The 14,532-nt window shown below is 59.3% G+C and carries 17 protein-coding genes; 11 read left to right on the top strand and 6 right to left on the bottom strand.

The genetic code is table 11. The features are described 5' to 3' along the window. Positions 1-16: 16 nt before the first annotated feature. Entirely contained in the window at positions 17-1,156 is a 1,140-nt protein-coding gene (locus FZF01_RS00795; RefSeq protein WP_150276201.1) for an NAD(P)/FAD-dependent oxidoreductase, read from the bottom strand. A 140-nt stretch (positions 1,157-1,296) separates the two neighbouring features. Between FZF01_RS00795 and hisB the strand changes: the two genes are divergently transcribed. The 4 genes from hisB to hisF all read left to right on the top strand — a co-directional run bounded on the left by hisB (position 1,297) and on the right by hisF (position 4,258). After that, positions 1,297-1,890, top strand: a complete 594-nt coding sequence (hisB, locus tag FZF01_RS00800; protein ID WP_150276202.1) for an imidazoleglycerol-phosphate dehydratase HisB — start codon at positions 1,297-1,299, stop codon at positions 1,888-1,890. A 3-nt stretch (positions 1,891-1,893) separates the two neighbouring features. After that, entirely contained in the window at positions 1,894-2,538 is a 645-nt protein-coding gene (gene hisH / locus FZF01_RS00805; RefSeq protein ID WP_150276203.1) for an imidazole glycerol phosphate synthase subunit HisH, read from the top strand. A 96-nt stretch (positions 2,539-2,634) separates the two neighbouring features. Beyond that, entirely contained in the window at positions 2,635-3,384 is a 750-nt protein-coding gene (gene hisA, locus FZF01_RS00810) for a 1-(5-phosphoribosyl)-5-[(5-phosphoribosylamino)methylideneamino]imidazole-4-carboxamide isomerase (protein ID WP_150276204.1), read from the top strand. Positions 3,385-3,481: 97 nt separating this feature from the next. After that, positions 3,482-4,258: an imidazole glycerol phosphate synthase subunit HisF gene (hisF, locus tag FZF01_RS00815; protein ID WP_150276205.1), complete on the top strand. Its 777-nt coding sequence runs from the start codon at positions 3,482-3,484 to the stop codon at positions 4,256-4,258. A gap of 28 nt (positions 4,259-4,286) precedes the next feature. On the opposite strand, the gene FZF01_RS00820 is transcribed toward hisF, so the two are convergent. The 3 genes from FZF01_RS00820 to gpmI form a co-directional block, all read right to left on the bottom strand. Next, positions 4,287-5,594 (bottom strand): S41 family peptidase, encoded by a 1,308-nt coding sequence (locus tag FZF01_RS00820; RefSeq protein ID WP_223825342.1) that lies wholly within the window; start codon positions 5,592-5,594, stop codon positions 4,287-4,289. A gap of 75 nt (positions 5,595-5,669) precedes the next feature. Continuing rightward, complete coding sequence (locus FZF01_RS00825; RefSeq protein ID WP_150276206.1) at positions 5,670-6,860, bottom strand: murein hydrolase activator EnvC family protein; 1,191 nt, start codon at positions 6,858-6,860, stop codon at positions 5,670-5,672. Positions 6,861-6,869: 9 nt separating this feature from the next. Beyond that, entirely contained in the window at positions 6,870-8,408 is a 1,539-nt protein-coding gene (gene gpmI / locus FZF01_RS00830) for a 2,3-bisphosphoglycerate-independent phosphoglycerate mutase (RefSeq protein ID WP_150276207.1), read from the bottom strand. 200 nt (positions 8,409-8,608) lie between these two features. Between gpmI and FZF01_RS00835 the strand changes: the two genes are divergently transcribed. The 7 genes from FZF01_RS00835 (at position 8,609) to FZF01_RS00865 (ending at position 12,194) form a co-directional block, all read left to right on the top strand. Continuing rightward, a complete protein-coding gene (locus FZF01_RS00835) occupies positions 8,609-9,043 on the top strand; it encodes a rhodanese-like domain-containing protein (protein WP_150276208.1) in 435 nt (144 codons plus the stop codon). Position 9,044: 1 nt separating this feature from the next. Then, on the top strand, positions 9,045-9,302 hold the full coding sequence (grxC, locus tag FZF01_RS00840; RefSeq protein ID WP_150276209.1) for a glutaredoxin 3: 258 nt from the start codon (positions 9,045-9,047) through the stop codon (positions 9,300-9,302). Between the two features lie 35 nt (positions 9,303-9,337). Continuing rightward, positions 9,338-9,835 (top strand): protein-export chaperone SecB, encoded by a 498-nt coding sequence (gene secB / locus FZF01_RS00845; RefSeq protein ID WP_150276210.1) that lies wholly within the window; start codon positions 9,338-9,340, stop codon positions 9,833-9,835. A 187-nt stretch (positions 9,836-10,022) separates the two neighbouring features. Further along, positions 10,023-10,538, top strand: coding sequence for a disulfide bond formation protein B (locus tag FZF01_RS00850; protein WP_150276211.1), 516 nt, complete (start codon positions 10,023-10,025; stop codon positions 10,536-10,538). Between the two features lie 12 nt (positions 10,539-10,550). After that, entirely contained in the window at positions 10,551-11,072 is a 522-nt protein-coding gene (locus FZF01_RS00855; RefSeq protein WP_150276212.1) for a DUF3833 domain-containing protein, read from the top strand. A 94-nt stretch (positions 11,073-11,166) separates the two neighbouring features. After that, positions 11,167-11,640: a sigma D regulator gene (gene rsd, locus FZF01_RS00860; protein ID WP_150276213.1), complete on the top strand. Its 474-nt coding sequence runs from the start codon at positions 11,167-11,169 to the stop codon at positions 11,638-11,640. Positions 11,641-11,657: 17 nt separating this feature from the next. Then, positions 11,658-12,194, top strand: coding sequence for a hypothetical protein (locus FZF01_RS00865; protein ID WP_150276214.1), 537 nt, complete (start codon positions 11,658-11,660; stop codon positions 12,192-12,194). A 44-nt stretch (positions 12,195-12,238) separates the two neighbouring features. On the opposite strand, the gene FZF01_RS00870 is transcribed toward FZF01_RS00865, so the two are convergent. Together FZF01_RS00870 and FZF01_RS00875 are read right to left on the bottom strand one after the other, a co-directional pair. After that, positions 12,239-13,861, bottom strand: a complete 1,623-nt coding sequence (locus FZF01_RS00870) for a methyl-accepting chemotaxis protein (RefSeq protein WP_150276215.1) — start codon at positions 13,859-13,861, stop codon at positions 12,239-12,241. A gap of 141 nt (positions 13,862-14,002) precedes the next feature. Further along, a complete protein-coding gene (locus tag FZF01_RS00875) occupies positions 14,003-14,488 on the bottom strand; it encodes a TIGR02444 family protein (RefSeq protein WP_150276216.1) in 486 nt (161 codons plus the stop codon). Between the last annotated feature and the right edge of the window lie 44 nt (positions 14,489-14,532).

The raw sequence follows: 14,532 nt of genomic DNA on the forward strand, positions 1-14,532 counted from the left end.
ATTCCTTGTAAACAGTTCAGGCCATCGGGGCCTTTGTCATAGGGTAGAGCTTGTCGAGACGCATGACCACTTCCCTGGCCAATGCCAGGCTTGCGGTCAGGCCGGGCGACTCTATGCCGAACAACTGGATCAGCCCCTCTATACCATGCTCCCGATGATCCTGTATGACGAAGTCGGCCGGGGCATCTCCCGGTCCGCTGAGCTTGGCCCGCACACCGGCATAGCCTGGCACCAGCCGATCCGGCTTGCAGCCTGGCCAGTAGCGCTGGACCGCCCGGGCAAACTCATCAACCAGCCCGTCTTCGACGTCGTAATCGATTCGCGTAAGGTATTTCACATCAGGTCCGAAACGAACCTGGCCGGCCAGATCCAGGGTGGCGTGCACGCCCAGACCAGAGGTGTTGGCTGCAGGCACGGGGTAGACCAGATGACTGAACGGCGAGTTCCCGCTGTAAGCCAGATAGCGACCCTGGCACAAATGCAGTGCAGGTACGGTGCTGGCTGGCAGATTCTCGATGCATGCAGCCAGTTGCTGGGCAAATACGCCGCACGCGTTGATAAGATACCGGCAGCGCAGACTGAACGACTCGCCTGCGCTACGTCCGCGCACCAGAAATCCGCTTGCACCTGGCGCCACTCCCGTCACCTGTGTGCGATAACTGACCATCCCGCCAGCTGACTGCAGAGAAGCCTCCAGCGATTGAAGCAGAGCATGGCTGTCAACAATACCGGTCAGGGGTGAAAAAAGACCGGCAACCGCCCTGACCTCCGGCTCGGCCCGCACCACAGCATCCGCATCCAGCCACTCAAGCCGGGTGCCGCAGTCCGCGGCATTGGCTTGTAGCGCCCGTAAAACCGGCACTTCTGCCTCCTCAACCGCTACCAGAAGTTTGCCGATTTGCCGATGCGGCACGCCATGCTCGACACACCAGGGGTACAAGAGATCGCGCCCCTGCACGCATAACCTGGCCTTGAGCGAGCCAGGTCGATAATACAGCCCGGCGTGAATCACCTCGCTGTTTCGGCTGGACGCATGCTGTCCCGGCCAGGCCTCCTGCTCGAGCACCAATACTTCGTGCCCGGCTTCTGCCAGTTTCTGCGCTACCGCCAGCCCCACTACTCCGGCACCCACAACCACTGTCTGTATATCGGTCATCAGGTTATTCTGCCCTGACTCGGATGCGGGGAGAAGAGCCATAGACCCGATACACATAAGCAATCAGTACGCGGTAGCCCCTCGCACTGCCTGCACGTATAATGCCCACCCTCGATAGATCACTCAGTGGAGAAACAGCCATGGCGGAGCGCAAGGCAAGCGTCGAGCGCAACACTCTGGAAACCCAGGTCAGAGTCGACATCAACCTGGATGGCACCGGGCAGTCGGACTTCGACATCGGTGTCCCTTTTCTGGAGCACATGCTTGACCAGATCGCCCGGCACGGGCTGATCGATATGAGCATCAAGTCCCGTGGCGATCTGCATATCGACGACCACCACACGGTGGAAGACGTCGGCATTACCCTGGGCATGGCGTTCGCCAAGGCGGTGGGTGACAAGAAAGGCCTGCGCCGCTATGGCCACGCATACGTCCCGCTGGACGAGGCGTTGTCACGCGTGGTGATCGACTTCTCCGGGCGACCCGGCCTGCACATGCATGTGGACTTTACCCGTGCCAGCGTGGGTGGTTTTGATGTGGATCTGTTCGGTGAATTCTTCCAGGGGTTCGTCAATCACTCGCAAACCACCGTGCATATCGACAACCTGCGCGGCGTGAATACCCACCACCAGATCGAGACCGTATTCAAGGCCTTCGGTCGCGCAATCCGGATGGCGGTCGAGGAAGACCCACGCATGAGTGGCATGATGCCCTCCACCAAAGGGTGTCTTTAACCCATGGCTGGAGGTCAGGTAGCAGTCATCGACTACGGCATGGGCAACCTGCACTCGGTCGCCAAAGCCCTTGAGCATGTGGGCGCGAACCGTGTGGACGTCACCAGCGACCCGCAAATCATCATGGCGGCCGACCGGGTTGTACTACCCGGCGTCGGCGCCATCCGCGACTGTATGAGCGAATTACGCCAACTCGGCCTTGATGCTGTAGTGCGTGATGTGGTGCGCGAAAAGCCGCTGCTGGGGGTTTGTGTGGGCATGCAGATGCTGCTCGAACACAGCGAGGAAAATGGTGGGGTAGAAGGCCTCGGCCTGATCCCCGGCAAAGTGAGCTTTTTCGGGAATGAGCTCTACGATGGCGAGCAGCGCCTCAAGGTGCCGCACATGGGCTGGAATCAGGTCAAACAGACCATAGATCACCCTATGTGGCACCGCATCGAACAGGATGCGCGATTCTATTTTGTACATAGCTATCACGCCCAACCACAACGCCATACCCATGTGGCAGGGCGATGCCATTATGGCACCGACTTTGCCGCAGCATTGATTCAGGACAACCTGTTTGCCACCCAGTTTCACCCGGAAAAAAGCCATACCAATGGCCTGCAGTTGCTGCAGAACTTTCTGGCATGGGATGGTCGCTGGTAGAAACCCGAGCGGCAAGCTGCAAGCTGCAAGCTGCAAGCAACCCCGCTTGAGGCTTGAGGCTTGAAGCTTGAAGCTCTTTTTCCAAAGGAAAAAGTCATGCTTATAATCCCCGCTATCGACCTCAAGGACGGCGCCTGCGTTCGCTTGCGTCAGGGCCTGATGGACGATGCCACCGTATTTTCCGATGACCCTGTGGCAATGGCCGCCAAGTGGGTCAAGGCTGGTTGCCGCCGCCTGCACCTGGTCGACCTGAATGGCGCCTTCGAGGGCAAGCCTGTCAATGGCGAAGTGGTGACTGCCATCGCCCGCGCCTATCCTGACCTGCCGATCCAGATTGGTGGCGGCATCCGCTCCCTGGAAACAATCGAGCACTACGTGCGCGCTGGCGTCAGCTACGTGATCATCGGCACCAAGGCAGTCAAGCAACCGGAATTCGTTGCCGAAGCCTGCCGCGCCTTCCCGGGCAAGGTCATTGTCGGACTGGACGCAAAGGACGGATTTGTAGCCACCGACGGCTGGGCAGAGGTAAGCAGCGTTCAGGCAGTCGATCTGGCGCGCCGTTTCGAAGCAGATGGCGTATCGGCGATCGTCTACACCGACATCGCCAAGGACGGCATGATGCAGGGCTGTAATGTCGAAGCTACAGCCGCACTGGCCAACGCCACATCCATTCCGGTTATTGCTTCAGGCGGCATTCATCACCTGGGCGACATCCAGACACTGCTGGATGCTGGCGCCCCAGGCATTGTCGGCGCCATCACCGGCCGGGCGATCTATGAAGGTACGCTTGATGTGGCAGAGGCCCAGGCGCTGTGTGATAAAGCAGCTTCAAGCGTCAAGCGGTAAGCCACAAGCTAGGGCGCGCCGCTCAATGGAATTATCTTGCAGCTTGAAGGGGACGGCCAACCGCCTTGCCGCTTGAAGCTGCTTTCGGAGAAAGTCGATGGGTCTCGCTAAACGCATTATCCCCTGTCTCGATGTCGACAATGGTCGCGTGGTCAAAGGTGTGCAGTTTGAAAACATCCGTGACGCTGGTGATCCGGTCGAGGTAGCGAGGCGCTACAACGAGCAGGGCGCAGATGAAATCACCTTTCTCGATATCACTGCCAGCCATCAGGAGCGGGACACCACCCTGCACACTGTCGAGCGCATGGCCAGCCAGGTGTTCATACCGCTGACTGTCGGTGGCGGCGTTCGCACCATTCAGGATATACGCAACCTGCTCAATGCCGGTGCCGACAAGGTGTCGATCAATACCGCCGCGGTATTCAACCCCGAATTCGTGGGCGAGGCTGCCGATCGGTTTGGCTCCCAATGCATCGTGGTGGCCATCGATGCAAAACGGGTATCGGATGAGGGGGCGGCAACCCCGCGTTGGGAGATCTTTACCCATGGCGGGCGCAAGCCAACTGGCCTGGACGCAGTAGAGTGGGCCTTCAAGATGCAGGAGCTGGGCGCGGGCGAGATCCTGCTAACCAGCATGGATCAGGACGGCATGAAGAGCGGTTTCGATCTGGGGGTCACCCGGGCGATCAGTGACAGGCTGCATATCCCGATAATCGCCTCGGGCGGGGTCGGTAATCTGCAGCACCTGGCTGACGGCGTGCAGCTCGGCGGTGCCGATGCAGTGCTGGCTGCGAGCATCTTTCATTTTGGCGAGTATTCGATCACCCAGGCCAAGCAGTACATGGCCGACCGCGGCATTGAAATGCGTCTCTGATCAACCGCCTGGAACGCTATCTGGCGCGCTAGCCTCTGGCGCGCGAGATATTCAGACCCTTGAGCAGATTGAGCGCCTGATTCAACTGGTAGTCGGCGTCCTGAGACCGCTCGGGACCCGCGGGCTTGCGCACAGTGGGCCTCTCGACACCCGTTTCGTTCGACAGATGTCCTGCCAGATCTGCCTCGCGAAATCCCATCTCCGCTTCATCCCTGGTCACCCTGGCCTGCTCCACCTTGATATCTGGCTCGATACCCTGCGCCTGAATAGAACGTCCGTCAGGAGTGTAATACAACGCGGTAGTGAGCTTGAGCGCGCGGTCGTTGTTGAGCGGCAAGACCGTCTGTACCGAGCCCTTGCCGAAGGTGTTGGTACCCATGATGACCGCACGGCCATGATCCTGCAGTGCGCCAGCAACAATTTCGGAGGCCGAAGCCGAGCCGCCATTGATAAGGACAACCATTGGCACGCCAATGCTCGGATCGGTGTTGGTGGCAGAGAAGCGCAGCTCTGAGTTGCTCAGCCGGCCCTGGGTATAAACAATCAGACCTGAATCCAGAAAACTGTCCGCCACCTCGACTGCGGCCTGGAGCACGCCACCGGGGTTATTACGCAGATCCAGTACCAGCCCTTTGAGATCGCCATCCGCGTTGAGCTTCTCAAGCTCGCGGCGCACTTCGTCGCCCGTGTTGACCTGGAACTGGGTGAGCCGCATATAGGCGTAACCCGGATCCAGCTGCTCAGTGCGCACACTGGCCACCTTGACCACCGCCCGCTCCAGCTCGACCTCGAATGGACGGCCGTCATCGCGAATCACGGTAAGAGTGATGGTGGTGCCCGGCTCGCCACGCATTTTTTCCACCGCGTCCATGATAGTCAAACCCTTTACCGGCTCGCCATCAATCTTGACGATCAGATCGCCAGCCTCGATACCAGCACGAGCGGCGGGCGTGTCATCGATAGGCGAGATGACCTTGATGAACCCATCTTCCTGACCCACCTCAATACCCAGGCCGCCAAACTGGCCGCTGGTTGCATCCTGCAGCCCACGGAATGCTTCTGGCTCCAGATAGGCAGAATGCGGGTCAAGCCCATCGAGCATCCCGCGGATGGCGTTCTCCAGCAGAGTCGCATCATCAACCGGCTCGACGTAGGCTGTGCGAATACGCTCCATTACCTCGACAAAAGTCCGCAGTTCGTTCAGCGGCAGAGGGGCTGCCGGGCTCTGCGCCTGTGCCGGCACAGGAGCAGGTGCGGTTGTTTCCTGGGCCAGCACGGGCCCAACAACAAATGCCAGGCTGATGCAGGCGGCAAGCATGGTACGCACAGCGGTCATCGATCTCTCCCAACACAGGGGCTTGTTTACGGACTAGGGCAGGAAACGCACTTGCAGGTCTTGGCCGCCGGCACTTCACCCCGACAGCATACACCAGGCCGCAGGGTCCAGTGCACGGCCCTGGTGGCGAATCGCAAAATACAGAGCTGGCATCGTGAGCCCCCCGCTGGCGCCAACTGTGGAAACGGCCTCACCGGGCTGCACCCAGGTACCAACGTCCTTGAGCACGCTCTGGTTATGGCCGTACAGACTCAGATAACCACTGCCGTGATCAAGTATTACCAGCAAACCCGAACCACGCAGCCAGTCGGCGAATACCACTCGCCCACCATGAACGGCATGTACCGCAGTGCCCTGGGATGCGCCGATCAACAGACCATCCCACTTCAGCCGCGCATCGCCACCACGCTGGCTACCATAACGCGCCTGAATAGGGCCCTTGACCGGCAATGGCAACTTCCCCTTGGCGCTGGCAAAAGGCAGGCTGCCGGCGGGAGTAGGGATGCTGGTTATGGTTTCATCAATGGACTTGATAAGCTTTTCCAGGCCCGCACGCTCAGCCTGAGCTGTTGCCAGCTTTTCACTCTGACTACGGCTCTTGCCCTGCAGATTTGCCAGCAGCCCGGTGCGCGCGGTCTGCTGAGACTGTAGCTCCGTGGCATTGGCAGCGAGCCGCTCGCGGCGCTCTTCAAGAAGGGCCTGCTGCTCGACAATCTGCGCGCTGGCCAAGCGTATCTGCTCAAGGGTATCGGTATAGCGCGTCACTTCGGTCATTCGAGCACGACTCAGATACTGGTAATAGCGCATCATGCGCGCCATGCGCGCAGGGTCGTCCTGGTTGAGCAACATCTTGAGATAATCCTGCTGCCCAGCCATATAAGCCGCGCGTGCCTGCCTGGCGATCTGATCCTGCTGCCCAGTCAGTGCGACCTGCAAACCGGCTGCCTGCTCGCGCAGATCGCGAACCCGGGTTTCGCCCTGGCGGATCTTTTCCTCGATCTGCTCGCTCTCGCGCTGCAACCTGCCAATCTCGCTTTCACTGCGCTTGAGTTGCGACTCCAGACCGGACATCTCCTGCTCGAAGCTCTCGAGCATTTTTTTCAGCCGTGCAATTTCCGCTTCGGTCTGTTTCAGCTCGGCTCTCGCCTCACGGGAGTCGGTCTGGGTCTCCTGCGCAGTCAACGGAGCGCTATACACCAGCGCTGCCAGCACTGCAGCGGTGCAAAAGTGCTGTGAAAGTGTGCGCAACGGCCTGAGCTTGAGCATGTCGGAGTCTCAGGAGGCCAATGTCAGAATCGATCGACCCGTCATCTCAGCCGGCTTGGGCAGACCCAGCAGAGTCAGCATGGTTGGCGCCACATCAGACAGTATGCCGCCTTCGCGCATGCTCACCTGCCGCGGCCCTACATACACAAAGGGTACCGGCTCGCAGGTATGTGCGGTGTGTGCCTGACCTGTATCGTGATCGGACATCTTCTCGACGTTGCCGTGGTCAGCCGTAATCAATGCCTCTCCGTCTACCCGGGCAAGGGCCTCGCAGATGCGCTTGATACAGGTATCAAGACACTCCACAGCCTTGACCGCAGCGTCGAAATCGCCGGTATGCCCAACCATGTCACCATTGGCATAATTGACGATAATCACATCATAGCGCTGCTGATCAATCGCCTCGACGATTCGATCAGTGACCTCTGGCGCGCTCATTTCAGGCTGCAGATCATAGGTAGCCACCTGGGGAGATGGAACCAGAATGCGCTCTTCACCTGCAAAGGGTTCTTCACGGCCGCCGGAGAAGAAAAACGTCACGTGGGCGTATTTTTCCGTCTCGGCAATCCGCAGCTGGGTCTTGCCCTGACTGGCCAGGTATTCGCCCAGCACATTGTTCAGCGAAGCAGGCGGGTAAGCACAGGGTGCCGGAATATCAGCCGCGTACCGGGTCAGCATGACAAAACCGGACATGTGCAGCTGACGCTGGCGAGTAAACCCCTTGAAATCAGGTTCGACAAAGGCGCGGCTCAGCTCCCGGGCGCGGTCAGCACGAAAATTCATGAATATCAGTGCATCCCCGTCAGCAACCGGTGCAGGCTCGCCAATGCGGGTAGCCTTGACGAACTCGTCGTTCTCTTCACGTTCGTAGGCGGCAAGCAGACCGTCCACAGCGGTTGCCGCGGTAAACTGCGCCTCACCATCAGCGATCAGGTTGTAGGCGGATTCCACACGCTCCCAGCGATTATCACGATCCATCGCGAAATAACGGCCGATCAGCGTAGCCGTCCGTCCCTTGCCCAGGCGCTTATAGGCCTGTTCGAGCATCTCGAGGGAGGGCTTGGCGCTACGCGGCGGGGTATCCCGACCGTCAAGGAAGGCGTGCACGGCAATCTTGTCGGCGCCGCGTCGCACTGCCAGCTCCACCATCGCTACCAGATGGTCTTCGTGGCTATGCACGCCGCCGGGCGAGACCAGACCCATGATATGCACGGTGCCCTGGGCTGCAACCGCCTTGTCCACTGCCTCGACAATGGCCGGATTGTCGAAGAACTCGCCATCGGCAATCGCCTTGGTTACCCGGGTGAAGTCCTGATAGACCACCCGGCCAGCGCCCAGATTCATGTGACCTACTTCGGAGTTACCCATTTGTCCGTCAGGTAGCCCTACGTCCATACCCGAGCCGGACACCAGCGTATGGGGAGCCTGCGCCCACAGTTTGTCCCATACCGGGGTGCGGGCGGCCATGATGGCGTTGGAGTCAGGCGATTCACTGTGGCCAAAACCATCGAGAATCATCAGAACCAGGGGTTTGGGGGCATCTGTCATGAAGGCGACTCACAAAATATTTGAATGATCGGATAGCAGCCCTGGCCGCATGACGGCCGGGCAGACGCGATGCCCACAGTCTACTGCGCCGGCACCAGCCTGTCATGCTGCAACGCCCCGCGTACCATTCGGCAGGGATGGTTCTGCCACCGCCGCCTGCTGTGTATACTGGCGGACTTTATTTATCCGGAAGTACTCGCATGCAACGCGTTATCGATTTCTTTACCCAGTTCGCCGAGTTCCTCGGCAATCATCCGTTTCTGGCGGTCGCCTTCCTGGTGGTAGTCACGCTGCTGATCGTTACCGAGGGCCGCAAAGCCGGCAAGACTGTTTCCACTCAGCAGGCCACCACCATGATCAATCGCGAAAGCGCCGTGGTCGTCGACCTGCGTTCCAAGAAGGATTATGCCGCCGGTCACATCGTGGACTCGATCAACATCCCGTACGACAGTCTGAATACTCGCCTGGGTGACCTCGACAAGTACAAGGGGCGCCCGATCATTCTTGCCTGCGCGAGCGGCCAGCACGCCGGATCCTGCGCCAAGCAGATCAAGGCAGCTGGACACGACAACGTCAGTCGCCTCAGTGGTGGCATGAGCAGTTGGCGCGCCGACAGCCTTCCAGTGGTGAAATAACATGTCAGAAGTAACGATCTACAGCAGCAACTATTGCCCCTTCTGTATCCGTGCCAAGCAGTTGCTGGATGCGAAAGGCGTCAAGTACAACGAAATTCGCGTCGATGGTCAGCCCAAGGTGCGGGCAGAAATGACCCGCCTTGCCGGCGGTGCGACCTCGGTACCACAGATCTGGATTGGCAAGACCCACGTCGGCGGTTGCGATCAGCTGCAAGCGCTTGAGCGCTCAGGCAAACTCGACGCCATGCTCGCCAGCTAACACTATTAACAAGACCACAATACAAGGACCCCATCATGGCCGAAGAAAACCAGAACACTCAGGGCGCCAACGGCGCTGCGGATCAGCAGCCCCAGGTACAGTTCACGCTGCAGCGTATCTACGTGAAGGATCTGTCCTTCGAGTCTCCCAAGGCGCCAGCGGTGTTTCAATCCCAATGGAACCCCCACGTCAATCTGGATTTGAACACCCGCCACAGCGAGTTGCAGGAAGGCGTACATGAAGTAGTACTCAGCCTGTCCGCCACCGTTACCAATGGCGAAGACGATGTCACCTTCATCGCCGAAGTTCAGCAGGCCGGCATCTTCGCTATCAGCGGCCTGGATGAGGCTGGCATGCGCCACACTCTTGGCGCATTCTGCCCGAACATCCTGTTCCCCTATGCCCGTGAAGCGATTGACAACCTGGTACTCCGGGGCAGCTTCCCTCCCCTGATGCTGTCACCAGTCAACTTCGACGCCCTGTTTGCCCAGGCAGAACAGCGCCGTGTGGCAGAAGCTGCCGAGAAGAACTGAGTCGCCCGGTCAGCCGCCCATGGCTGAAACGATCCGTGCCGCATAGCTCGATTGCGGCGCGGACCGCGGCCAGGCCCATCCACTCGGCGGCCCGGTGTTGTTACAACCCCGCCCTGCGACATCCTTGTCAGCCCGCACTCCTTGATCTACTGTAATTCGCCTGCCTATTCGAACAGACGGAAATTCCATGGCCCTACCTGCTTCCCGCCCCCTGTATCTGCTTGCGTTGATCACATGCGTTCTGTTGATGGGCGTTGCGCTCTATCTTGAACATGTTGTTGGCCTGATACCTTGCCCGCTATGCATCATTCAGCGCGTAATACTTGTTCTTGTCGGCCTGGTGTGCCTGGCCGCCCTGATACACAGCCCAAGCGCCGAGCCGACCTCCCGCAGACCCACAGCAGCTCGCCTCTATGGAGTCGGAGTGAGTTTGTTTGCCATCCTCGGCGCCGCCGTGGCCGGGCGCCAGGTCTGGCTGCAGCACCAGCCGTCCGACCAGCTACCGTCCTGCCTGCCGAGCCTGGACTACATGATTGACGTTCTGCCCCTCCAGGACATCATGCACATGCTGTTCAACGGCACCGCCGACTGCGCAAAGGTCGATTGGACTTTTCTCGGCCTCAGCATCGCCGAAGGTACGCTGCTAGCGTTTATCGCCTTCAGCCTGTTCGGACTCACACAGCTCTTTCGCAGTAACGACTGAAATGGAGACCCCATGCGCCTGATCATCGCTTTTGTCTTTGCCCTGGCCCTCGCGGGCTGCGCAAGCCCCGACGTGGAACACTATGCCAATGAAACCCCGGAGTTGCGCCTGCAGGATTATTTCAATGGCGAACTGGAAGCCTGGGGCATGTTCCAGAAGCGTGATGGCGAGCTGGTAAGACGCTTCCACGTGCGCATGGTGGGGAGCTGGGAAGGCGACACCGGCGTGCTGGATGAATATTTCACTTACTCAGACGGCTCCACCGAGCGTCGCGTTTGGACCCTGGTGAAGCAATCTGATGGAACCTGGCGCGGGACCGCGGACGATGTGGAGGGTGAGGCCGTCGGCGAAGTGTCCGGCAATGCCTTTCACTGGCGCTACACACTGAGGCTCAAGGTTGATGACAGCACCTGGCTGGTCGACTTTGACGACTGGATGTACCTGATCGATGACAAGGTCATGCTCAACCGCGCGACAATGTCAAAATGGGGCGTGGAGCTGGGCCAGGTAACCCTCAGCTTCATCAAGCCTTGATGCAGGCACCTTGGCTGACCTATGCTGTCCATCTACAAGGGATTGACGCCGTCTGGCATCGATCCAACCAGCCAATTGCAAGTAGAGGTGGATCATGCTGGAGAGCTGCACAACAGCCCAGGAACGTTGGGGCGGTGTACATAAACTGATTGACCGCTGGCTGGCAGAGCGCAAGCAACTGGTGCTGCAATACAACCAGTTACGCCAGGCTGCCGAAACCGGCAAAGCCAGCCAGGCCACCCTCGAATCCTTCTGCGACGTCCTCGTCGACTACGTTTCCGCAGGTCACTTCGAAGTCTATGAGCAACTGATCCACGAAGCCGAGGCTTTCGAGGACCAGGGCGGACTGGCGCTTGCGCGTCAGGTCTACCCCCGGATCGAGACCATCACCCAGAGTGCAGTTGAATTCAATGATCTGTACGGACGGGCCGGATCGGATGATGACCGACAGCAGATGCACGAACGCCTGCTTCGACTGGGCGGCCTGCTACATGAGCGTTTCGAGCTCGAAGACTGCCTTATCGAAGTACTACATACCGCCCACCAGGACATACTCAGCGCAAGCTGAACGCAACGGAGCTTGATGTGACAAGCAAAGAGAAAGATAACGGCAAGCAAGCTGCCCCCGTCATCACCCCACTGCACCTGCTGCAGACGCTTACCCGCACGCTGAACGAGCATCTCGCCGATGCGTGCCGCGAAGCGGAAAAAGATGCGCGCAAGGCCATGGAGAAATTGACCCGCCAGCATGCCAAGCTGCAGGAAAAGTTGGCCGAGGCCCAGGAAAAACTGAGCAATCGTCAAACGTCGGGAGCTGATCGCAAGGCTATCGAGAAGAGCGAACAGAAAGTAGCCAACCTACAGGCAGGGCTGAACGAATTGCAGGATGCGCGTAACGCCGCGGAGACCTATACCCGGCAACTTCAGGGTGACGTACGGCAGACACTGCGTATTGCCAAAGGCCTGGAGCGTATCGAGAGCCAGGCAGACCTGGCCATCGAAAAGCGCAACAACCCAAAGCCTCCGAGCAAAGCTGCCAGTCGACCCCGCAAGCCACGCAGCCGCAAGCCGGCCGCAACCCGGCCTGGCGAGCAAAAGACCGAATCAGGCAGTAACACCTGATCGATTGCAGACCGATCACGCACAATGCCTGAACCCTGCGGGGCTCAGGCGCTGATGCGTTTGGTTATATTCCCCAGATCAGTTGAAAGCACATGCAAACGCTCGCTGGCCTTGGCGGTGCGCTTAATGTTTTCCTGGTTAGCCATGCCAATCTCGGTAATCTCCGTCAAGTTACGCGAAATATCGTCTACCACCGCATTCTGCTCTTCAGCCGCGGTTGCAATCTGACGATTCATATCCCTGATCGCCTCAATGGCACGCGTCACGTCATGCAGCATCTCCCCCGCTTCGGTTACCAGGCGCACACCCTGATCACTGCGTTCCTGACCAGTCTCAATGGCTTGGGCAGCCTCGATAGCCCCGCGCTGAACGGCTGCAATAATCTCGTTGATTTCAGCAGTTGACGCGGCCGTTCGCTGCGCGAGGGTCCGGACCTCGTCAGCCACTACGGCAAAGCCTCTTCCCGCTTCACCCGCACGGGCAGCTTCAATCGCGGCATTCAGGGCCAGCAAATTGGTTTGTTCGGCAACGCCGCGAATGACGTCAAGAACCTTTCCTATGCGGCTACTGTCATCCGCGAGACGGTTTATGACGCCGGCAGTACGGGTTATCTCGCTCTGCATCTCGGTAATACTGCGCACTGTCGACTGCATAACCCCCTCACCCTGACGCGCAGCGTTATCCGCAGCATCCGCTGAGGTCGCCGCAGTTCCGGCATGGCGGGCAACCTCTTGCGCGGTGGCGGACATTTCCTGCATTGCCGTAGCCACCTGGTCGGTCCGATCGAACTGCTCGCGGGTTCCGCCGGCGATAGTTGTAGCAACGCTGTTGAGCTCACCGCTGGCCTGGTCAAGCTCGACCGTGCTACTGCGCAACTGGGCAAAAGTCTCGGCAAGGAAGTCGTTCAACGTGTTGGCGGCCTCGGCCAGATGACCCAGTTCGTCATCCCGTTTCAGGCTTGCCTTGTTGCCCGTTCGTCCGTGGCTGAGGGCGGTTACCTGGTCTATCAGTGTGCGAATAGGCGCGACAAGAGCGCGGTCGATCCGCCAGACACTGAGCAACGTCAGCAGGATTCCCGCCAGCAAGAGGGTCAGTGTACCTACCAGCCTTGCCCTGGCAGCTTCAGCAGCAATACCAGCCGCCTGTGTTTCGGCATGGGCGCGCAGATCAGCGACCAGCGTATTCATCTGAGCTGATGCAGCCCGGTCAACCCCTTGCACCGCGGTATCACCGGCTTGCGCATCCTGACCGGCTGCCATGAACGACTGATAGCCTCTGCGATAAGCTTCTCCCAGCTGTCGGTGCTCGGCACGCAGCTCGTTGACCGCGGCTGTGGTTTTCTCCTGCACACCCTCCAGAGCGACGAGCTCGGCCAGAATCGTCTGCACCTCCTGCTCTTGAGCCTGGAATGCAGTCCAGTATTTGTCGAGGGCCGCAGGATCCTGACCCCGCAAGAGCACGTTCTTCCATTCCTGCACCTGGGTCTTGAACTGACTATTGGCCCGCTCGATCAGCTGTGCGGCCTGAACAGGCCCATCAACAAGCGACCGATAAGAGCTCACGCCAGCCGCCAGGATGGCGCTACTGGCCAACGCGATGACGGTAAGGAGGAGCAGACTGCAGGCAATAAGTGCCAGCGTCTGAGCGCGTATGGAATGTTTGAACATGATGCACCGGAGCGTAGAAGGTAGGTCTGCAAAGTATCGACAACCAGGGAGCTGGCTGAAGGGCACCGCAACATTTATTGACACTTTAAAAAATGAACCAACAGGCACCGGCCGATCAGCAGCCCCGACAGGGAGCCTCCCTCAACCGACCTCAGCGGCCAGATCAGCAAGCTGCTGCAGCGTCAACCGAAGCTCTTCACTGGCCGAGACTCCCTGCCCCAGGCAGCAACTGATCAGATGCTGCAAACAGTCGGGCTCAGCGTCACCAGAAGGTATCAGCCGCAGACACTCAATCTGCAACCGCTGCAATTGTGACCACTCCGCCGCTTGTTCGCATTCTTTTATCTGCGAATACAGCTGCGCATCACCATCAAGCCCGCGCACCGCGATTCTCGCGGCTCGCAGGGGGCCAATGATCTGCCTGTGCCACGGCGCTTGCCAGTCACAGATGGCACGCCAATCTGCGACCGCCGCCGCTCGGCCGCTGCAGCCCAGCCAACAGGCTACCAGCAGAAGCAGTACATCCAGGTCTCGATCATTCTGTAACCGCAAAAGCAATGGCTCCACCCCGGGGTGGGGATAGAGACGGGATACGTAATCGGTTAGCGCTGTTTCGCGGAGCAACATGGGGCCAGCTTACTCCCTGGCAAAGGATGATCACAGTGGCTCGG

The organism is Halopseudomonas salina, from assembly GCF_008641105.1.